Here is a 20,656-nt window from a genome sequence, read left to right as displayed (position 1 = left end):
GAAAGGTATTTTAATGGTGAACTTCGGGTGGTCCTGTGACCCGATCAGCATAACCTTAAGATTGGCGAACCAGCAGGGAATTAGCTAACTCTGTGAGCTTCTCTTTTTTATGGATAGGAATTTCAATCCGGTCCAGACTGTTAAAAGCAATTTCCGTATAATGATGAATTGCCCAATCGGCCCACAGATCTACTTTAAGCTCTTTATATACTGCGATCACAGCTTGCACCTTGCTCTCTCCTGCCGTGTTCATTGCTTCTTTCAATTGATTTTTCTGCGAAGAATTTGCCAATTCAAAAGCTTTCAATAAGAGTGCTGTTTTTTTATTCTCCAGGATATCGCTACCAGCTTGTTTTCCCATTTTCAGGGTATTCCCAAAAGCATCCAAAAAGTCGTCCTGTATCTGAAAAGCAATTCCAATGTTTTTCCCAAACTCATAAATATCCTCTTGCTGTTTAGCACTTGCCGAACCTATAATCGCCCCTATTTTTGCTGCAGCACCTAACAAAACAGAAGTTTTAAGGGTAATCATTTTAAGATATTCTGCATAGCTCACCGATTCAATGGCCCGATCTTCAAATTCAATATCCATTTGCTGGCCTTCGCAGACCTGACAAGCCATCTCAGAGAATATATTTATAATCTGCGTACGGTATTCCTGTGTTATTTTGTTGAGCTGCAAATAGGCATGAATCAATAACATATCGCCGGCAAGTATTGCCGTATCCTGACCATACTTTACATGCAAAGTCGGCCGTCCTCTGCGAATTGCGGAATGGTCCATGATATCGTCGTGCACCAGGGTAAAATTATGGAAGAGTTCCATGGCATAAGCAGCAACGTAAGCATTGGGATGTATTTTATCGAAAAGTTCATTTCCCATCAGGCATAGAACCGGCCTTATCCTTTTCCCTGGATAGTCCAGGAAATAAACGATGGAACCATATAGATTTTCTGGGGAGGAGGGAAAAGTTACAGAACCTGCGTGGTCCTGATAGCTTTCGTAGATTTCTGTGAGTGAGAGCATAGGTTTAACATTATGTACATAATTATTTTATCAACTTGGCGAGATTGTTTCATAATTGTAGCATCAATGAGTTAACAGACGAAAAACACATCAAATATAATAAGCTATATATCAAATATATACATTCATTTTATTCATTATTACTTGGATTTTTTTTTAAAGAAAAGCGTTTTGATCAATATGCAAATAGGGCCTTATTACCAGCTAAACCGGTCCATTAGCATTAATTAATTGGGTGTGAATAAATTGAACAGAATTATAGAAAAAAATGGGCTGCCTCATCTGGTATAGCCAGCCCTGATCAGAAAGCAAAACTAGGTTAGTATGTTTTGGGATTTTTTAAAGGCTAAGATTGTAAACACTATTTCCTCCTTGCTCTTCAGTGTAATAAATTTATTGACATACTGCTCCGGGAGCCGTTAGAAGTTCACCTCTATCTGATTCTTACCATTGTATACATCTCACAGAAAAGTGGAACAAACCTAAAAGTGTTGGCTATTACGGGGTCTTTTAATTTTAGTCAGCTTCAGTTTACTAAATAGTTATAGATTAGGCTTATCTTTTGACAGATCCGCACAGAAATGAATATTTATAGAATTAGTTTTTTAATCGCAATAGGATTATTTGCGCCATTTTTTTTGAATGCACAGTCTGGTATTAGTGCGCCTCTCTTTGTTCAATCCGACCTTAAACTGGTTTCTTCGAAATTCAGTTTTACGGAAGGTTGCTCTGTTGATAAAAACGGAGATGTATTTTTTACCGATCAACCGAATGATAAGATCTGGAAATATAAGGCAAGGGATCAGCAGCTTTCTGTTTTTTTGAATAAATCGGGCAGGGCCAACGGAACTTATTTCGATAAAAAGGGCAACCTGATTACCTGTGCCGATGAAGAGGGACAGCTATGGTCTATAAGTCCGTCCGGTAAAATAAAAATTGTCCTAAACAGCAAGCTTGGCAAACAATTCAACGGACCAAACGATATCTGGATCCATCCCAATGGCGGAATGTATTTTACCGATCCCTATTACCAGCGTGATTATTGGAAAAGGACTGCCCCTGATCTTAAAAATGAAGATGTGTATTACCTTCCAAAAGGTAGTAACGCCGTAAAAGTAGCTGCCAGCGGGATGGTTAAACCGAATGGTATTGTTGGTACACCCGATGGTAAATACTTGTATGTAGCAGATAACCGCGCCGGAAAAACCTACAGATTCCGTATCGAAAAGAACGGAGACCTGATTGGAAAAGACCTGATCATTGAACGGGGTTCTGATGGCATGACACTGGATAACCAGGGACGTTTATACCTGACTGGTGCCGGAGGTGTTTTTATCTATAGTCCAGACGGCAAGCTGCTCGATCAGATTAAAGTTACAGAAATCCCTACCAATGTTTGCTTTTTTGGAGAAGATAGGGATCATTTATTTATTACTGCACGTAAAGCCATATATGTGATAAAGATGCAAAGTCAAGGAGTGGAATAGCATTATATATTTAAAAGACATAGATATTCCGTTGCTTATCTTCGATATGACTAAAACCAAAAAAACCTCTAAACTTTTACAGTTAGAGGGTTTTTAAATTGTTGTCGGGGTGGCAGGACGCCGTACCTATATTTTAAGCATCTTATTTTCAACCACTTACACACTTTTTAAATAACAGGGTGTAGATTAGGGCATAAATTATTTCAAATCAAATCAGCTTAAACCATTTTATCAACTTGTATAACTATCGTCCGATAGTAAAGTATGATTAACTGCTTATTTAATGGCTATATTATGACCTTTTGAATAAACAGGTCTTCTTTGATTACAGGCAGGGCCTGTGGCAGAGAAGGTCCTGAAGAGTGTCTGAAAAACTTTACCGGATATCTTCAGACTGACGGGTACCAGGTCTACGAAAACTTTGCAAAAAGGGATGGTATACCCCATATGAGATGTATGGCCCAAGGACTGATTATGTCCTGGGAGAACTGCAGAAAGTCTATGCCATTGAACGCAAATTCCTGGAGAAACAAATTGATGCTACACAATTATTGGCGGACAGAAAGGAACTGGCTGCACCAATAATAGTAAAGCTAAAAGAATAACTTACGGCTTTCTCCGAAAGTACACTGCTCCGCATGGTTTGATTTTTTGTAGCTCCATCATAAAGGTATTAGGATACAAACTTAGAATCACAGCTAAATCATGTTAATATGTACTCTATTGATAGCATACGTTTTTTTGATTCAGCAGCTCACATAGATACTCAAAAAATTATTTAGTAATAATGAAATCTTCTATAATTAAACAATCCAGTCCACATTCAAAGAAAAACGCTAATGCCTGATTAGGCGTCTCGACAATGGGCATTCCTTTTTTATTAAACGAAGTATTTAGCAATATTGGTATGTCTGTTATGGTTTGAAACTCTTTAATTAGCTTGTAGAACTTCTCATTATTTTCAACAGTTACCGTTTGAATGCGTGCTGAATCATCAACATGCACAACACCTGGAATTTTAGTTATCCATTCATCTCTGACAGGAGCTGTTAAGATCATGTAAGGACTTTCGCCTTCAAATTTGAAATAATTTGAGACTTCTTCTCTTAATACTGCTGGAGCAAAGGGACGGAAATCTTCTCTAAATTTAACCTTATTATTAATGAATTTTTGAACGTTTGCTTTTCTTGGATCTGCTAAAATACTTCTGTGTCCGAGAGCTCTGGGGCCAAATTCAGAACCACCTTGAAACCAAGCGATTACTTTTCCTTCAGATAAGAGCTCAGCGCTTTTTTTAAAGACATCTGTTTCCTTAGAATATTTAATTTTTGGAAAAGTGACTTCATTCCGGATGTGTGTTTGAATAAAGTCATTTAAACTCTTGATTTTGATACTCCTTAAAAAGTAATTGATATCTCCAGTTACTTTGGACTTCTTTTCATTAACAGATTTGATAAATACACTTTTATCTGTAAGGCCAGTGATAAATATATCAAGCGTAGTGACAATAGAACAATTGGGATTGATAGAAGAAGATTTTAGAAACTGAATTTTCTCCTCCTTAAAATTAATACTATAAAATCCTATATCAACGAATTCTATCTGAATTGTATACGTTTCTTTGCTTATCTCTTTTTCATCGACAAATTTTTCAAGATTGTTAATGAACAAATTCCAATAAATTTCATTAGAATTTGCATTTCCGATAAAAAAGTTTTCTATATCGTTTAATACCTGATCCGCATCGTAACTTTTTCCAAAGTTCGAGGTACCTTTATGAATAACCCTTTCTTTCTTAAGTATCTCCAGCCAGCCGTAATAAGCACAGCCAATTGACAAACCATTATCTCCTGCAGCTGGAGTAAAATAGCAGTTTTCAAATATTTTATCTTCTAAAATTTTACGATTAGCTACTGCGTTCAATGCAACGCCACCAGTGAAAGATAAATATTCTGTTTCAACCATTTCTTTTCGGTTTCTTAACAGATATATAATTGCTTCTTCAGTTTCTTTTTGTACCCAATATGCAATATCGGCATAGTATTGAAAATTATGCCAAAAACTTTCGGCGGACCTCGCCGCGCGATTGAAACCAAACATCCAATCGTGATTTAAATAGACCTTTCCATCTTCAAGTCTGAATATTTTCTCTTTGTAAATACCATCTTTCCCAAATGACGCAAGACCCATTAATTTACCCGCGTCTCCGTCATTGTTAAAACAGTACCCAGTAGCCGCAGCATACACACCTCCAATAGAATGTTTAGTAGTTCCAGGATGCATGGGATAATTCCGATGAATGAACCCCATTGGTGAAAAATCCTTAATTACAGTTTTAAAACTATTATTTACATATGTATACAAACTATCTTTTTCGCAATACAAATGTTCTATGTCCTTATCAAGGGCAATAGGTGAAACTACGGCGTTTTCTAAATCGATACATTGATCATAAGGACTACCGCAACCATCTAAAACAAAGATTGCTGTGTTCTCAAAAGGGGAAGTCCCCAAGGCATAATACGCATGGGCCAAATGATGGGATATGGTGACGATTGGAATGTTGACCGAATCATCAAATAATCGATTTCCCTCGAAAAATGAATTACCGAATTTAAATGAGCCAAAATTTGCATTTTGAACAATGAGGCTTATGTCGTTCAACGTGATACCTTCTGCCTCAAGGCAATATTCTATAGCGGCATTATCGTTGCCTCCATCATGCTTAATTCGCGTTATTCTCTCTTTCTCAATAGCCACGCAAATTTCACCATTTTTAAGCAGACAAGCTGAACCGTCATGTGACAAACCGGTCCCCAAAACATAGACATCTTTTCTTTCAATATTCATAAATAAGTTATTCTATTATTAAATTTATTTCAATTACCGCAAAATCACTCTCGATACGATAAACAACAAATAAATCTACTTCAGTTAAATCAATAAAACCAATGAGTTGTTTTAATTTTATTACTATAACGATCTGCTTATTCTAAACATAAGTATAATAGTTTGAAATTAATTAAAATATTTCTATTTATTAAATTTATATAATAGAATTATAATATAACCCTCCATTGTTAGAAAGTCCATACAATGTCGATTATTTAATTTTGTATGGTTTTGTGGAGTTATTGCAATCAATGAACTGGGAAAATGGATATTCCGGGGAAAAATTCGAAATTGATAAAAACTAAAAACGGCAGGCCGCCCTAAGACTACCCACCGTAAAACAAACCTGTAATTAAATAAGCTATCGAGATTGTGGCGCAGGCGTTTGCCCCGCCCCCGCGCTATCAACAACTTGATCGTTGCGTCCAGTACTATCTGACATGTTTCCCCTGTCCATGGTGCTGGTATCAGAAACCATAGTATCTGTGGTGAGCGAGTCGTCGGTGCGCTGATCGTTTCGTCCCGAACCACATCCGGCCGCTGCGATGCCGGCAAATATTATCAGCCCAAGCATCATTTTCTTAATTTCTCTCATTAGTTTATACATTTTAGTTTTCAATTTGTTAATTAATCCATTATGGTATTCCCGATCAAAATATTCCACTCCAGTGCGTTATGATATGGTAGTAATTCTTTTATTTTTCTTTGCCGTCTTCACCTTCCTTTGCAACTTTGTCTGCACGACAGCCATTCGCCGCTTCCATTTTTCCAGTTGCTCATCTTGGTAAAGCGGTAGGCCCTCGGCACTTAGCAAACCCAGGCTCTGGGCCAATGATCTGGTCAGATCAGCTTGCTCGCCTTTTTTCATAATCACTGTTCTTGTGCTGATCCGACAAGGAAGTTCTAACAGTAAACAAACTAGCAAAAATGGATAGAAGTCCAATCAATAAATGCGGCATGTATACATGATCTTTAAAACCCAGTAGTGCTGGGGACACGCAGAGAAAAATTCCAATCAAAAGATCTATATTCAAATGCATGGACATCGGGATATGGGCAAGCCGGCCACCCTCGTAATCGGTCATTACTGACATTATCAGAATAACAACTCCTGCAAACACAGCAACCGTCCCGCCTCCACTTGATTCGCTAAAGCCCATTGCCCATGGAGCAACAAGCAATGTAAGGCCAGAAAGATAATCCAGCACCGCATGAAATTTCCTACTTATAAAATGCATAAAATTTAATTTTATATCAGCTCATATTAAACCAATCGATTAAAGCCAAAAGCTCCTGTGTTACAATTGCGCAGTAGCCTTTCCCTTGTGATCCCAATGATCTTTGATGACTTTCCCATCTGCAGCCTTCAAAAGCCGTCTGGCGTATCGCGCTCCTTTAATCCGGCCGTTCTCGTCCTTTTCTCCCATGAAAAGCAATACCGGGCAGCCGTCACCGTCAGTTTTAAAAGCCAGATCATATCTTTTGAATCGAATTTCTACCAGCGTAAGAGGCTGATAAGTCTTGCCCAACACTTTCAATATGGCGTCCTTCAAGCTATTCATATTCATTGAATTTTAAACTCATAGCCACCCGCTGTTTCATGAAAACACCAAGCGGCCATTTGACTATTTTGTCTTTTTCTTTTCCTTGATATATTTTTCAATCTTGTCCCGGTCATTCGAACCAGTTGCTCGCTTAGCTCCTCCTATCGCTTGGCTACTGGCACCAAGTTTTTTCGCCAGATAACTTACTTCGTAATCTTGCGAGGAGTTTACTTTACTTTTTTCAACTTTTGATCCTTTCGTTGCCATATGTTCTAGATTTTAGTGCAAGCGTCAAATAAAGACCTCCTGCGGTGTTTAAAATATTTGTGTTATTTTTTAAAAGATGAGGCCAACATTATACAAGCCATTCCTTGATTTAACGGACCCAGACTGGGTCACTCTTAAACTGCAGAAATTCTAATCGTGCCCTTCAGTTTTAACAATCTTGTTGTAAACTCCAAACAGTAGCAGTGGTGCTGCCCACTGCCCTACAAACAATGCCGTATTGTTCTTTCGGATACATTTTAATGCCAGGGAAATTCCCATCGCACCCACAGCTGCCCATAGAAATACATCCGAGGGCAATTTGGACGTTTGTTCTTCGATAGCCCTCGCTAAAGGCCCTTCCTTCTTTTCATTATTGAAATCTTCCATAATTATTCAATTTAAACTCGTTAAAGAAATACCAAACAGATTCCGCTGCATTGCTGAACCCTGTCAGTGCATTAACCCTCTATATCGGCATTTGTTCAACAAATGTTTCAAACACGTAGATTCCTCCCCAACTACGTATTATACGTTTGGCGTTGTACTTCATAAAACCATGTTTCCAGCTGTAATCCCTTCTTTAAGAACATCATCCATATGTGCTTACCACATTTGTCCCATTAGAACTCGATAACCACTGAGCGATATCTGATCTGGCATCATTACCGGATTTACAAAGTAAACAAAACGGGTATTTCCCCAAGAAAAATCAGGTGTTTCACTCGGAAACTTATTCTTTTTCAAGAGGTTGTAATAGCAGTCTATCTATTTATCAAATTATTCATTAAAAATTTCCATTATGAAAAACTACATCCATTCCCTACTGATCACGGTCGCAGCAGCAGTTACTGTATCCGCCTCAGCGCAAACAACTCAAACCACAGGTCCAGGCACAAACATTACTGCTGACCAGTTCATTACCCAAGCGGCCTTAGGCGGCATGAAAGAAGTGGCCACCGGCAAAATCGCGAAGCGAAAAGCACAGGATCAAAAAATTAAAGACTTTGGCTCAATGATGACCCAAGACCACAGCAAGGCAAATTCTGAGCTGATGACTATTGCCAAATCCAAAAACATCATTCTGCCAAAGCAAGGCGACATCATGCCACAAACAGGCGGCACAACTACCAGTCCAAGTGGAACCTCAGAACGCCAAAATAGTGATTCAACCAGAACTGGAACTACGACCGGAACCAAGCAAAACGGCAAAACAACAACTGACACAACCGGGAATAACAAAGCAGGTACTACTAGAAATGGAAACACAACCTCAACTACTAATGGTGATGCGAAGGGAACGCTGAATGAGAATAATACGATCGCCAATCAAACCAATTCACAGACATCTAATACCTTGCCATCCTCGGGCGTGATTGCTGGTGCAGACTCGCTTAAAACGATTACTGTCGCAGAAGTTAACTCAGCAATTCAGGAACTTGATGCTTTAAGTGGTACACAATTCGATATGGCTTATACGCAGATGATGATCACCGATCATAAAAACGCAATCACTTTATTTGAACTTGGCTCCAAGTCCTCCGATCCAGAAATCAAAGCTTTCGCGACAAAACACCTCCCAACACTGCAAAGTCATTTACAGCAGATACAAAACATTTCTGGTGCCAATGGAAACGGGCAAAAAACCACTCCGATGCCTGCTGGCACAGGCCATCATTAAAACCGGCTGAAATGAAAACATATCTGCAAAACAAAAAATCAATAAGCTGCTGTTTACTGCTGGCCCTGGCTTTAATCGCCTGTGAGCCACAAACAGGGTCAGATGGTACAGGGTTTAATTGGCATAGAATTGACACCACCTGGGAATCCGACATTGATGGCGACGCAGCCTATTTTTTGAAGGAAGCAGCTGTTCTTTTGAGGACGCAAACAAGATATGCAAGTCTAAGTTTAACTTCAAGCGATCCTCAAATAAAAATGCATGCTAAAGAAGTGGTTAAAAAAACAAATGCATTTTGATGGAAATGGAACGTGTTGCTACTGAAGGCAAACTACTGTTGCCCCAAGAACTGCCCCACGACGTCAATGAGGAAATAACAATGTTGTCCACAGCCAAGGGCAAAGCGTTTGATCAGGAATATACCCGTCGGGTGGAATTGAACAAACAAAGATTAATCGATATATTTGCTTCGGGAATTGATGTTACGACCAGCAAAGTCAGCCAATTCGCAAAGCGCACATCAATTGCACTTACTAATTTGTAATAATATACTCTGTTACATATAATATTAATTGGGCTGTTCGGAATGTCGAACAGCCCTTTACATTTATCCGAAGAACGATTCTTTATGATACGCTGAATCAACAGATTCATCTACCCGGACTTGTTCAATGGGGTCTCATATCTTATCGGGCAGCTTTTTACCATCTGTAAAGCTAGGCGCAGAGCTAATGGAGATTTTCATACATTAAAATAGGTATCGACTACGCATATGTCTGCATTAAAAATGATATATAAAGAAAGCGGTGAACAATCCCTCCGACTGTTCACCGCATATCTAAATTAACGCTCTCTTAGTTAGAACATTCGACAGAGAAATTTGTTTTTCCGAAATTCCTCAAACATTTTTAAGGATTCAGTCCCGCGTTAAGTACAATCGCTTCTTGAAGGTGCGCTTTCAGTGTAGGTAATTTACTTGAAGCCATTGCTCTGAGGTCAGCGTCTGCCAATCCCATCGGCGATGAGCCAGTTTCAAATAATGCTACCGTTTCCTGATGCGACTGCACCATAATCCGCATGAATTCCCGGTCAAAGGCATTCCCACTTAAGCCAGCCAGTTTAGCCAACATCGCCTGGTCCTTCAGCAGCAGACCTTCCGAAATCGACCAGTTTTTTTGTGATGCAAGACTTTTCAATTCCAAACCGGCGGCAGTGTGATCCGTAACCATATGCTCGCCGTAATGTTTGACCTCAGCTTTTTCGGCTTTACTCATTGCCAATCCGCCAGCAGCAACTTCAAAGTTATTGCCGCCGGATGCGCGTGTTACAAATTCCTGATTGCTCACTGCGTAGTCCTGGTTATTGTCATCCTTACAAGAGACCAAAGCTATCGTTGTTATCAATAGCAAAACCAGGTTGATTTTGTTAAATGTGCTTTTCATATTTTCCTTAGTTAGACTAATTCAACACCTCATAAACCAGCTTGTTTCTCCTAAGACAAAAACAGGTACACTACTCTCCGCGGCGTACTAATACCCTGACATCAACCCATTTGGAACCGTACCGAATGCGGGAATCTACTTTTTCATATCGATTTTCGCAATATACCAGGTATCACTGATTGTTGTCATGATGTATCGATCGTAGTCTTCTACAACTGGAATTTTACTCCTTGTTATGACCTGCGCATAAGTTTTAATCACCTCATACTCAAAATCTCTGTCATATGCTCTGTTATATTCCCCGGGTATACCCTTCTCAGGATTACCAAGCAGCTGAATGGGTATTAGCTCCTTAAAGGCCAAAAAGTAATATTCGCCAGGTGCCGCACTTGGGGTCACTAAAATCATTTCCATAGATTCCATTGTGTTTAGTTTTTTAGGTTTAGGAGAACTAAGAGCCCAAGTAAAAATTACATGGGTAACATTATTAAATAACAAACGGCGAATGTGTTAAACACTCGACGTTTGTTGCTGGTAACCTGAATTATTTTCACAATTTAATCAGTTACAGAAAGCTCATCATCGTCGTCTTTTTCGACTTCATTGACATCAGTTTGCTGCTCTTGATCATCTTCTTCTTCCCATTGAGAATCTTCATCGTCCGTATCTGATTCCTGGGTAATCGATCCGTCGTTTCCTTGGCTGCCAGGTTCCTGTTGATTTCCGCCTGCATTACCCGCGATATCATTTTGATCTGTATCAGTATCGTCCTGTCTGCTTTCCTGATCTTCTTGTGGTAACCCATTTCGTTCATCATCTTCCGGAGAGCGCTGTCCCCCTTGATTCTGTCCCCATCCACCTGAGTGCTGATTTTGCTCTTGATTTTCCATAATGTTTTATTTTAAGTTGTATAGCCTCTAACAGCAGACATTTAAAATAGTTCCCGGAGCCTAAAAATCCGGTAAATCCCGCAGTACCGACAGGTATTTAGCCTGATTCTACGTAAGCTGAATGTATTCGTTTAGTAATCAAACAGCATATGATGCATGCTGGAAAAAAAAACTTACTTATCAATTTTTTCGGGGCGGATGATCAGGCGCAGTGTTGGATCATTTGTTGCAAAGCTCCAAAACCAATTAAAGGCAAGCTTCAGCTTATTCCTGAATCCAGCGATAGGAATAATGTGAATAAACAGCCATACCAGCCACGCAAAAAAACCTTTGAAAAAACCGCTGGGCAAATCCACCACGGCTTTGAACTTAGCTATAATTGCCATGGTCCCCTTATCCTTATAATAAAAAGGGACAGGAGGTTTCGCTTGCGAGATCTTTAAAAGATTTTTGGCCAATAACGCTCCCTGTTGAATGGCTACCTGCGCCAGCTGAGGATGTCCATTCGGGAAATTAGGATCACCCAATTGCAAACACATATCACCTATCGCAAAGACATTTTCAAGTCCATTGACCTTGTTAAACAGATCAACCAATATTCTTCTTCCCTTGCCGATCGCTTCAGCCGGTATACCCGGCACCTCCCTTGCAATCACTCCCGAGGTCCAGATCAGCGTAGCGCAGGGGATAGTTTCTCCATTAGCAAAAACGACCTCACCAGCGATATAATCTTTGACCGTCGTGTTCAGCAGAATCCGAACTCCCAACTTGTTTAGCACTTTGGCTGCTTCCTGCTGAGACCTATTACTCATCGGTGCCAGCAGGCGGTCCAGCGCATCCACCAGGTAAATTTTACCCAACCCCTTTCTTGCTGCCGTCGGGTAATCCTTTCTCACAATATTTCCACCCATTTCTGCCAGCATCCCAGCGATCTCCACCCCTGTAGGACCGCCACCAGCGATCACAATGTTGCCAAGCTGCTCCCGCTCCCGCGCATCTTCGCTACGTGCAGCTTCCTCCAGACGGAGCAGTACATGGTTTCGCAGTTCCAGTGCATCATCAATCGACTTCATCGGCAAGGCGTTGATCTTGACATTTTCCAACCCGAAATAATTGGTCTCCGTACCCATCGCAAGCACCAATTGATCATACGACAAGGAACCATGGTCAGTATGTACCGTGTTAGATGTAAGGTCAATTCCTAATAAAGAACCCATATGAAAACTAAATTGAGGCTTTGACTGAAACATACGCCGGAAAGGGTAACTGATATTTGAGGCTTCTATAAAAGCTGTAGAGACCTGATAGAGAAGCGGCGGAAAAAAATGATAATTGTTTTTATCTACCAATATTATTTCGGAGTGGTCATACCGGGCCAGCTTCTTCGCCAGATTCAATCCTGCAAAGCCTCCGCCGACAATGACAATTCTTCCTAAAGTAGGTTTCATAACTAAGAGTTAAGCATGATAAAGTATATTTATGATCCTTGCTGCGTGCTAAGATTTTTGTCTTCGGCTTCATCTTCCCCAGACTCCTTCCCCCCATTTGCATTACTACCTGAGATGTCCTTGTCCAGTTTTGGGAATTCACCTTGCTCATTATAAGCCCTATCCGCATCACTACCCTGGAGTTCTGACTCGGGCACAACCCCTTGTTTTCTTTTCGTATCTTTTTGATTATTCATAGCTGTAAATATTTGTTCAACTCATGGAGGCCATTGGTAAACACTTAATCCGATTTGCTTTTTTCGCATTTCTTCAGCGTTATATCTGTCCCATACGCCGATACACAACAGAACACCCTCAAAAGTGATTTGTTCTTTTGATGCAGCGATAACCAGAAAACACGTATTTGCCCTATCAGCGGTGTCGAATACGCTAAATTTGTGGATAAGTACCCTAACAAAATCAGTTTCAAACAGTCTACCCAATGAAAGCGTTATATGCTACGTTGTCATAATAATTAAAGCTCATCTAACATTACCGTTATGAGACATCGTTTATGACTAGAAAACCCTATTGCCTGTCTAACTTAGGACGGGATTTACCTAAATAAACACCTATGTTAAAGCTAATCCTCACCGAAGACCACAACGTTGTCCGTAGCGGCATAAAAAGACTATTAGAAGAAGACCAGACCTTCACTATTGTTGCGGAGGCAATCAATGGTGCACAGGCATTGAATCATATTAAAAATAGCGACTCAGTAGATCTTGTATTGACCGATATTAATATGCCCGGAATGGACGGAATCGAGCTGATCACAGAAATTAAAACCTCTGATCCTGAAATTAAGGTTGTAGTGTTGTCCGGGCACGACGATGAGAAATATGTAGCCCAGGCTTTCCAGGCGGGAGCTTCCGGCTACCTGCTCAAAAATGCAGACGCTGAAGAACTGCTTTTTGCTTTAAAACACATCAGCCGTGGAGGAAGCTACCTTTGCACCGAATTGTCCATGCTAATGCTGGGAAAGGCGTTGAAGAGAATAAATGGTTCTATCTCGGTAACAGAGACGTCACTGGATTTTTCCAGCCGAGAAATGGAGGTATTGGAACTAATTGCGGAAGGATTGACCAATCAGGAAATGTCCGATCGATTGTTCATCAGTAAGCGCACGGTTGAAGGGCACCGCCTGAGTCTCACAGAAAAGACCGGATGTCGAAATACGGCGGCTTTAATCCGGTACGCCATGATGCACGATATGCTTAAATAGCCAGCTGAGATTTCGCACGTCAGTGCCGTTTAGAACTTTAGCTTGATCCACCTTTTTTATAAACTCATTGTAGTCTGCGTACTCCCAGGACCTACCTGTTTTTTTGATGCGTTAAATACTTGAACTGGATGTTAGCTGAAACACTTAAATCCTCGAGCTGTTGTAACAATAACTTCAAACTAAAATAAAAGCAAGATGAAATTAAAACACACTCTTTTTCTATTAGCTACATCGTCGCTAATTGCTTGTGCCTCACCAGAAGAGCGATCAACTCAGCAAACAGATACAAATACTGTAAAAAACAAAGACACTGTTGGTTCCGATACCATAACTAATGTAAGCGGTCGTTCGGGAGACAATGGAACAGGAACTGACACGACCAATACTACAGAACAAAGAGCTATACAAGAATCGGGTAAACACCCTAAACAATAATTAACCAAAAATCAGTCGGTTATTTCTTTGCCTCGTGAAATAGCAGCCTTAAAATGATCGCCCCAATTCTCAAAAACAAGGTCATTATAAATGAACCGTGTACTGGTTTAGCCTAGATAGATGTATTGCTTTATTTAACTACACTCATTATTTACTCCGTTCCCAATTAAACATAAATAATCTTAATCGGCCTCCAATGAAAGCGTTGTTCCAGCCAAGTTTTGGATTATTTTTTCTAGTTCGGTTAAATCAAATGGTTTAGCAAGAAAAGCATCACACCCATAATCCCCGAGGGAACATAACACTTTCGGATATGCTGAATAGATTAAAACTGGTAGAGAACTGGTAGATGAATTTTTCTTTATCTGGGCACATAACTCGCCACCATTAATTTCAGGTAACAAATAATCTAAAATTACCAAATCGGGTTTAAATCCTGCGATTAACGGCAAAACATCATCCGTCCTATTTATTATCTGATAACTGACACGAATGTTTTCAAAAAAAAGGCGCATGAAATCAGCTAACTCAAAATCATCTTCAATCAAAAAGATTTTTTTCCTGCTCGGTTTTACTGATCTGTAATAAATCTGATGTTCGTTCATAGCAATAAATTGATTGATAAAATTACCCAAATGAGCGAGCACTACCATGCTGTATACTACCCGATTATCCAGTGCTTTCTACCCGTTTTAACAGCGTGCCGCTTACTAAGCTTAAGATATTGTAACCATATTGTTTGCAAGCTCAGTATGACTATTTTGTCAGGAGCTGATAAGTTCCGCATACCGTATTTCACGCATACAATAGGAAAACTACTGATCTTTTCCAATGTAAAAACTAAGTTTTAGGCGGGATGTTATAGCAGCGTATCTACCTCAAGAACCTGTTTAAATTAGAATAATATGAATGCACTGTCACCATGGGCGGTCGTAGCGAGCACCGAATTGGCAAATAGTTCATCCACAGTCTTTGAGCATACAGCAGACCAATTTAATTTTAAAGTGATTGTTACCTCGGATTCTGTATGGATCCAAACCGAAATGCCTGGTGGCGGAAATGTCGCCTTCCGCGGAGCCTACAGCCCAGGAGCTGACTTGGAGTTTACGAAAACAGAAGCGCTGGGTCAGGGAATCGCACTGGATATATCAACACCCATAGGCCAGCAAAGAATCGACATCATAATAGACCAGACTGAGCAATCGCCGGTACTCCGGTATACTACCCGTCTGACTCCGGCAAAAGACATGATGATTCCTGGCTGGCCAAGAGACATTCTGTTTAACGGAAAAAATGATAACCCTGAACAAACAGAAGGAAAAATTCATGCCAGCCAGTTTGGCACAAGGACTGGGTTCCTCTACCTCAGTCAAACCAAACCGAAATCTGCCAGTCTGCTCTATCTCCAAAACCTAACCGCATTATCAGATTACTGCCAACAGACAGAAACTTCCCTGGGTGATACCGTTGGCGGGGAATGGCCCGAACTAGGCTTCTCTCTACCACCTTCCAAAAAGCCACTGCAGACTGGTAAAGAGGTGATTCTGTCAGATGCTTTGATTGCTTTTAGTGATGAAAATCCCGATAAAGAATCTATACTAAGCCGTCTATATCTTGATCTATTGGCAAGAATTTATCTGCTCTTACCCAAACCTGAGACGGAATACCAGCCATGGCCGGATATTCTGGATAAGGGGTTAAAAGATTTAATAGAAAGCCCTGGCTGCTGGTCTCAGGTGGGTGGACACAAATACTTCAATGCCTATGTTAGCGACTATGAGACACCACCGGAAATCATGGTACAACTGGCAGTCTTGCTACCACTGGTGGACTACGTTGAATGGAGCAAAAAAAAGCTGGAAGTCATGAATACTATAAAAGAAGGTTTACCAGCCTTTTATGATGAAAAATTAAAGACCATCATGCGCTGGCTTCCGGCAGCAGAAGATAAACTTAAAGGCGAAGAAGAACAGAAAGTCCCAAAGGTCATGGATTCGTGGTATTTGCACCATCCCCTCCTTAACCTCTCCAGACTGGCTATAAAGGGAGACAAAATCGCCAAACAACTGTTTCTGGATTCACTTGATTTTGCAATAAAAGTAGCCCGTCATTTTAAATACCAGTGGCCTGTATTCTATAAAATGGATACGCTGGAGGTTATTAAAGCAGAAACTGCTGAAGGAAAAGGCGGTGAAAAAGATGTTGCAGGCATATATGCTCATGTTATGCTCCAGGCCTGGGAACTGACTAAAGAAAAACGTTACCTGAACGAAGCAGAAAAAGCAGCCAAATCATTAAGTGGCCATGGCTTTGAAATCTTCTACCAGGCTAATAATACTGCTTTTGCCTCCGGAGCCTTACTTAGGTTATATAAAATTACGGGGAAAGAGTTGTATCTCGAACTCAGCTATTTGTGCTTAGCCGCGATATTCAGGAATGTACAACTTTGGGACTGTAATTACGGATATGGAAAAAACTTCCCGAAATTCTTTTTCCTTTATCCACTCAACGATGCTCCATATACAGCTGTTTATGAAGAACAGGAAGTTTTTTGTGCTTTTCATGACTACCTGAAACACGCCGAGGGAGTCGATATTCTACCTTCTGTAAAATTGCTCGTTGCAGAGTTCATTCGTTTTCTAATAGACCGGGCTGTATATTATTACCCCACTATGCTCCCAAAAGACATGCTGGAAGAAAACCCCAAAATGGGAGAAATCGATCCCAGGCTCTGGATTGCACTGGAAGACTTACAGGACGGATGGCTGAAATCAGGAACAGTCGGTCAGGAAGTTTATGGTGCGGGAAACGTCTTTGGCATTCTCCCACGACACTATTTGCAAATCCCCGGGCTACCCTTTCTGATTTACACCGATTATCCGACCTCAGGCTTTAGCGCTGTTAAGGGAAAAAACATCCAATTCAAAGTTCTTGGAGATGACCGGCTAAACTGCAGGTTGATGCTTATAAAAACAGCAAAAAAGAAAATCCCAGAATTCAATATTCAGGTTAAGGGCCAAAAAGAACCATTAAAAGCTAAACCTGCCCCCCTTGGAAACTTAGAATATAGCATTCCTGGAGGCAGCATAATTACAATTATGTTACACAGCAACTAACCATACCTGACTATGAAAATATCTAATAACTATATACCTGTACCCGTTAAAGGGAAACGGATACTGATTACGGACGGTACCACAGGCATCGGCCGGGCGATGGCAATATTACTTGCCTCCCAAGGTGCGAGAATTATGATCTTTGGCCGCCATCAGCGGTCCATTGATAAGACTATGATGGCTATTGGCGATTTGGAAACTGAAACAGAATGCTTTAGCATGCTCGCTGATGTCGCCAATAAAAAAGACCTCGATCGTATATTTTATATGGTGGACTGCATGTTTGGAGGTTTAGATATTTTAATCAATAACTTCCATACACCTTTCGAAAGTAAAATGGAGGGAACCTACGAAGAATGGCAATATATTATTAACAACAATTTATTGGGATACATCGCCTGCTGTAATGAAGCGATAAAACGGATGAAAAGCCATCAGCGAGGCCATATTGTGAACATTGGTCCCATAGATGCAGATGTGCAAGCGAAAGGAAATGCAGTTTATGTTGCCGCCATGGCCGGAATCCGGGGGTTTAATAAGCATATAAGGAAAGAAGTAAACGAGCACGGCTTGAAAGTCAGCCTTATTGACCCCGGTATTGTCGATTCAGACATGATTATGGATGGTGATGTGAAGTTGCGTAAAAAAATGGCTGCAATGGAGATTCTGAAAGCCGACGACATCGCCATGACCGTGATGCATTGTCTTTCTCAACCTCACACTGCGATTTCCTTACCTGATAATCAGAGTTCAGTCCAATCCGTCTAATACAAAACTCCATACTTATGAAAGAAGACATTGAAAACGCCGATTTAACCGCCTGTGGTAACCTGTTGATCGAACAGCAGCTGAGCATTGCATTTGCAGAAAGTGCGACCGCTGGTCGCATCTCCGCCGAATTCGCACTGATACCAAATGCAGGCAAATTTCTAAAGGGTTCGATTGTTTGTTACGATGCCGATTTGAAGTGCAGTTTGCTAAACGTACCCAGGGAACAACTTAAAGTTTTTACTCCAGAGTCAGAGATTGTAACCTGTCTAATCACTGCCGGTTTGCAGAGACTCATTCCAGCAGATATTCACATTGGCTGTACTGGCCTGATTGCGCCAGGTGGTAGCGAGACTACCGAAAAGCCAGTCGGCACAATGTTTCTGTATGGCATTAAAACAAATGAACTGATGTTCAGTGAACGGGTACTTTTCCAGGGCAGCCCGGAAAAAATTGTCAGTCAAACAGTCGAGTTCCTTGCCCAACGCCTGCATCAGTATCTAAAACATTCAGTGTAAAGGCGATATGCAATTTATCATAGGCTGTTCGGGATTTCATTACAAACATTGGAAAGGAGGCTTCTATCCGGCAGATCTCCCGGCAAAAAAGTGGTTTGAGTTTTATTGCAGGCATTTCAAAACATTAGAGCTCAATGTGACATTTTACCGTTTCCCTAAGCTTTCAACACTTAGGGAATGGTACCAGCAATCTCCAGACGATTTTATCTTTTCCGTCAAAGTGCCCAGATCAATAACCCATTTCAAAAAATTAAACAACACCATACCGATGGTTTCTGATTTTTACCATTTGGTCCGGGAAGGTTTACAGGAAAAATTAGGCAGCGTCTTGTTCCAGTTTCCACCCAACTTTTCTTATACAGAAGACCACCTTCGCCGAATTATGGACAACGTAGACCCCACATTCGAAAATGTTGTAGAATTTAGGCACGCCAGCTGGTGGAATGACGAAGCGATTCGCAAACTTGGAGAAAAAGATATAGCTTTTTGCGGAATGAGCCATCCGGATTTCCCCCCTGAACTTATCGGCAATACAGACCACTTGTATTACAGAATGCATGGTAACGAGCAACTTTATGCTTCTGGATACTCAAATATAGAACTCAGTCGCCTGTTGCACAAAATACAAGAACAGAAGCACGTAAAACGTATTTATATCTACTTTAACAATGACGCGAAGGGTTTTGCACCTCAGAATGCGGAAAGTTTGATAGGTCAAATAGCACCTTGATCACATCGTTCGCAGGGTAAATACCTATTAACTTCATTAATAGTACCTGAAATGGAGTTAAAGTAAACACATACCCCCTAAAGACTGTTGATGACCACAACCGATTGACTAAATATATATCGTATGAAAAATCAAAAAAAACCTAAGCCCGATCCTATTCCAAAATTCCGAAGCAGTACAGACCATAGAAGTAGTGAGGAATTACCAGCCGAAGAAAATTTGAATGACCAGCAACAGAAAAATCGGACTACTGCCGATAAATCACCAAAGCCGGATCTGGGTAACGACAGAACAGAGGATGAGGATGAACGCGAAAAGCTGATTACGCCCTAGATGTCGGATATGTGTAGCGAGCCACATCAAAACAAAATTAAACGCAAAATTTAAGCTTATGAAGAACCTGAATGATTACTGGACAAAGAGAATATCCGGAAAAAAAGTACTGGTTACCGGGGGAACCACTGGTATCGGTCGCGAAGTTGTCATATTACTGGTTGCCTTGGGGGCTCGGTGTATGATTTGCGGACGTAACCAGCCGCAGATTGACGAAACAATTACAGCTGCAATTGCCCAGGGAGGTTCCGGCTCTTGTGAAGGTTTAGTTGCCGATCTTGCAGACGCCGATGATATTATAAATTTATTTGAGACGACTGACCGGCAACTTGGAGGAATTGACATTCTCATTAACAATGCAGCATTGGGTTATGGAAGTGTTACTGAAGGAAGTTACCAGGATTGGGATTATATTATTCGTACCAACCTCACAGCCTATCTTGCTTGTGCCCATCAGGCGATAAAAAGAATGGAAGCTGCAGGCAGTGGCCATATTATCAACATAGGCTCCATGAGTGCTGATGTCCGTGAAGTAGGCAGCTCAGTTTACGTAGCAACCAAATCCGCTATACAGGGATTTTCTGAAACGCTGAGAAAAGAAGTTAATTGTAAAGGCATCAAAGTGACGCTGATTGAACCTGGAGCCGTAGATACCGACATGCAACCTGACAGTGGACCGGAAAAAGAAGAACAGGTACAGAACCTCGAGATGCTCCGTACCGAAGACATTGCGATGGCTGTAACATTTTGTTTGGCACAGCATGAGCGTTGTGATGTTGTGAATATGCAGATCAGGCCACATTTACAAATCATATAA

Annotated in this window: 26 protein-coding genes and 1 pseudogene; 14 read left to right on the top strand and 13 right to left on the bottom strand. The window is 40.7% G+C overall.

The features are described 5' to 3' along the window. Window positions 1–55: 55 nt before the first annotated feature. Window positions 56–1,027, bottom strand: a complete 972-nt coding sequence (locus BFS30_RS17970) for a polyprenyl synthetase family protein (protein WP_069380556.1) — start codon at window positions 1,025–1,027, stop codon at window positions 56–58. 581 nt (window positions 1,028–1,608) lie between these two features. Between BFS30_RS17970 and BFS30_RS17965 the strand changes: the two genes are divergently transcribed. From BFS30_RS17965 to BFS30_RS28075, 3 genes and pseudogenes are all read left to right on the top strand, one after another. Then, complete coding sequence (locus BFS30_RS17965; RefSeq protein ID WP_069380555.1) at window positions 1,609–2,514, top strand: SMP-30/gluconolactonase/LRE family protein; 906 nt, start codon at window positions 1,609–1,611, stop codon at window positions 2,512–2,514. A 321-nt stretch (window positions 2,515–2,835) separates the two neighbouring features. Beyond that, window positions 2,836–2,922, top strand: a pseudogene (locus BFS30_RS28210) (hypothetical protein); the annotation flags it as partial. Window positions 2,923–2,966: 44 nt separating this feature from the next. Continuing rightward, window positions 2,967–3,119 carry an IS66 family transposase gene (locus BFS30_RS28075; RefSeq protein ID WP_237028598.1) on the top strand — a complete coding sequence of 51 codons (153 nt, stop codon included), beginning with the start codon at window positions 2,967–2,969 and terminating at the stop codon, window positions 3,117–3,119. A gap of 169 nt (window positions 3,120–3,288) precedes the next feature. On the opposite strand, the gene BFS30_RS17960 is transcribed toward BFS30_RS28075, so the two are convergent. From BFS30_RS17960 to BFS30_RS17930, 6 genes are all read right to left on the bottom strand, one after another. Then, entirely contained in the window at window positions 3,289–5,364 is a 2,076-nt protein-coding gene (locus tag BFS30_RS17960) for a carbamoyltransferase (protein ID WP_069380554.1), read from the bottom strand. Between the two features lie 403 nt (window positions 5,365–5,767). Beyond that, complete coding sequence (locus tag BFS30_RS17955) at window positions 5,768–6,070, bottom strand: hypothetical protein (protein WP_157262953.1); 303 nt, start codon at window positions 6,068–6,070, stop codon at window positions 5,768–5,770. A gap of 181 nt (window positions 6,071–6,251) precedes the next feature. Continuing rightward, window positions 6,252–6,644: an SPW repeat domain-containing protein gene (locus BFS30_RS17945; protein WP_069380551.1), complete on the bottom strand. Its 393-nt coding sequence runs from the start codon at window positions 6,642–6,644 to the stop codon at window positions 6,252–6,254. Window positions 6,645–6,704: 60 nt separating this feature from the next. Beyond that, a complete protein-coding gene (locus tag BFS30_RS17940) occupies window positions 6,705–6,968 on the bottom strand; it encodes a hypothetical protein (RefSeq protein ID WP_069382508.1) in 264 nt (87 codons plus the stop codon). Between the two features lie 63 nt (window positions 6,969–7,031). Continuing rightward, window positions 7,032–7,217 carry a DUF3606 domain-containing protein gene (locus tag BFS30_RS17935; protein WP_069380550.1) on the bottom strand — a complete coding sequence of 62 codons (186 nt, stop codon included), beginning with the start codon at window positions 7,215–7,217 and terminating at the stop codon, window positions 7,032–7,034. 150 nt (window positions 7,218–7,367) lie between these two features. Beyond that, window positions 7,368–7,604, bottom strand: a complete 237-nt coding sequence (locus tag BFS30_RS17930; RefSeq protein ID WP_069380549.1) for a hypothetical protein — start codon at window positions 7,602–7,604, stop codon at window positions 7,368–7,370. A 412-nt stretch (window positions 7,605–8,016) separates the two neighbouring features. Here BFS30_RS17930 and BFS30_RS17925 point away from each other — a divergent pair, with 412 nt between their 5' ends. The 3 genes from BFS30_RS17925 to BFS30_RS17915 are packed head-to-tail and all read left to right on the top strand — an operon-like array spanning window position 8,017 to window position 9,439. Further along, window positions 8,017–8,895: a DUF4142 domain-containing protein gene (locus BFS30_RS17925; protein WP_069380548.1), complete on the top strand. Its 879-nt coding sequence runs from the start codon at window positions 8,017–8,019 to the stop codon at window positions 8,893–8,895. A gap of 11 nt (window positions 8,896–8,906) precedes the next feature. Then, window positions 8,907–9,194: a hypothetical protein gene (locus tag BFS30_RS17920; RefSeq protein WP_069380547.1), complete on the top strand. Its 288-nt coding sequence runs from the start codon at window positions 8,907–8,909 to the stop codon at window positions 9,192–9,194. Further along, on the top strand, window positions 9,194–9,439 hold the full coding sequence (locus tag BFS30_RS17915; protein ID WP_069380546.1) for a DUF4142 domain-containing protein: 246 nt from the start codon (window positions 9,194–9,196) through the stop codon (window positions 9,437–9,439). The genes BFS30_RS17920 and BFS30_RS17915 overlap by 1 nt, the downstream gene beginning before the upstream one ends. Window positions 9,440–9,803: 364 nt before the next feature. Here BFS30_RS17915 and BFS30_RS17910 read toward each other — a convergent pair whose 3' ends face one another. The 5 genes from BFS30_RS17910 to BFS30_RS17890 form a co-directional block, all read right to left on the bottom strand. Continuing rightward, window positions 9,804–10,337: a DUF4142 domain-containing protein gene (locus BFS30_RS17910; RefSeq protein ID WP_069380545.1), complete on the bottom strand. Its 534-nt coding sequence runs from the start codon at window positions 10,335–10,337 to the stop codon at window positions 9,804–9,806. 135 nt (window positions 10,338–10,472) lie between these two features. Continuing rightward, on the bottom strand, window positions 10,473–10,760 hold the full coding sequence (locus BFS30_RS17905; protein ID WP_157262952.1) for a hypothetical protein: 288 nt from the start codon (window positions 10,758–10,760) through the stop codon (window positions 10,473–10,475). A 134-nt stretch (window positions 10,761–10,894) separates the two neighbouring features. Then, the gene (locus BFS30_RS17900) at window positions 10,895–11,227 is read right to left on the bottom strand and encodes a hypothetical protein (RefSeq protein WP_069380543.1); all 333 of its coding nucleotides are present in this window, start codon (window positions 11,225–11,227) and stop codon (window positions 10,895–10,897) included. Between the two features lie 173 nt (window positions 11,228–11,400). Further along, window positions 11,401–12,675 carry an NAD(P)/FAD-dependent oxidoreductase gene (locus tag BFS30_RS17895; RefSeq protein ID WP_069380542.1) on the bottom strand — a complete coding sequence of 425 codons (1,275 nt, stop codon included), beginning with the start codon at window positions 12,673–12,675 and terminating at the stop codon, window positions 11,401–11,403. 29 nt (window positions 12,676–12,704) lie between these two features. Continuing rightward, window positions 12,705–12,872 carry a hypothetical protein gene (locus BFS30_RS17890; protein WP_167353107.1) on the bottom strand — a complete coding sequence of 56 codons (168 nt, stop codon included), beginning with the start codon at window positions 12,870–12,872 and terminating at the stop codon, window positions 12,705–12,707. 416 nt (window positions 12,873–13,288) lie between these two features. Between BFS30_RS17890 and BFS30_RS17880 the strand changes: the two genes are divergently transcribed. Continuing rightward, on the top strand, window positions 13,289–13,939 hold the full coding sequence (locus tag BFS30_RS17880; RefSeq protein ID WP_069380539.1) for a response regulator transcription factor: 651 nt from the start codon (window positions 13,289–13,291) through the stop codon (window positions 13,937–13,939). A 195-nt stretch (window positions 13,940–14,134) separates the two neighbouring features. Further along, on the top strand, window positions 14,135–14,374 hold the full coding sequence (locus tag BFS30_RS17875) for a hypothetical protein (RefSeq protein ID WP_069380538.1): 240 nt from the start codon (window positions 14,135–14,137) through the stop codon (window positions 14,372–14,374). A gap of 182 nt (window positions 14,375–14,556) precedes the next feature. Here BFS30_RS17875 and BFS30_RS17870 read toward each other — a convergent pair whose 3' ends face one another. Next, window positions 14,557–14,979, bottom strand: a complete 423-nt coding sequence (locus tag BFS30_RS17870; RefSeq protein ID WP_069380537.1) for a response regulator — start codon at window positions 14,977–14,979, stop codon at window positions 14,557–14,559. Between the two features lie 300 nt (window positions 14,980–15,279). Between BFS30_RS17870 and BFS30_RS17865 the strand changes: the two genes are divergently transcribed. From BFS30_RS17865 to BFS30_RS17840, 6 genes are all read left to right on the top strand, one after another. Beyond that, complete coding sequence (locus BFS30_RS17865; RefSeq protein WP_069380536.1) at window positions 15,280–17,490, top strand: hypothetical protein; 2,211 nt, start codon at window positions 15,280–15,282, stop codon at window positions 17,488–17,490. Window positions 17,491–17,502: 12 nt separating this feature from the next. Further along, window positions 17,503–18,258, top strand: a complete 756-nt coding sequence (locus tag BFS30_RS17860) for an SDR family oxidoreductase (RefSeq protein ID WP_069380535.1) — start codon at window positions 17,503–17,505, stop codon at window positions 18,256–18,258. Window positions 18,259–18,275: 17 nt separating this feature from the next. Next, a complete protein-coding gene (locus BFS30_RS17855; protein WP_069380534.1) occupies window positions 18,276–18,776 on the top strand; it encodes a CinA family protein in 501 nt (166 codons plus the stop codon). Window positions 18,777–18,783: 7 nt separating this feature from the next. Further along, the gene (locus BFS30_RS17850; protein ID WP_069380533.1) at window positions 18,784–19,506 is read left to right on the top strand and encodes a DUF72 domain-containing protein; all 723 of its coding nucleotides are present in this window, start codon (window positions 18,784–18,786) and stop codon (window positions 19,504–19,506) included. Between the two features lie 123 nt (window positions 19,507–19,629). Then, entirely contained in the window at window positions 19,630–19,839 is a 210-nt protein-coding gene (locus tag BFS30_RS17845) for a hypothetical protein (protein ID WP_069380532.1), read from the top strand. A gap of 58 nt (window positions 19,840–19,897) precedes the next feature. Further along, window positions 19,898–20,656: an SDR family oxidoreductase gene (locus BFS30_RS17840; RefSeq protein WP_069380531.1), complete on the top strand. Its 759-nt coding sequence runs from the start codon at window positions 19,898–19,900 to the stop codon at window positions 20,654–20,656.

This window comes from Pedobacter steynii (assembly GCF_001721645.1).
Lineage (GTDB): Bacteria > Bacteroidota > Bacteroidia > Sphingobacteriales > Sphingobacteriaceae > Pedobacter > Pedobacter steynii_A.
The sequence above is the reverse complement of the archived record's forward strand: the minus strand, read 5'-3'. Positions and strand labels throughout refer to the sequence as shown.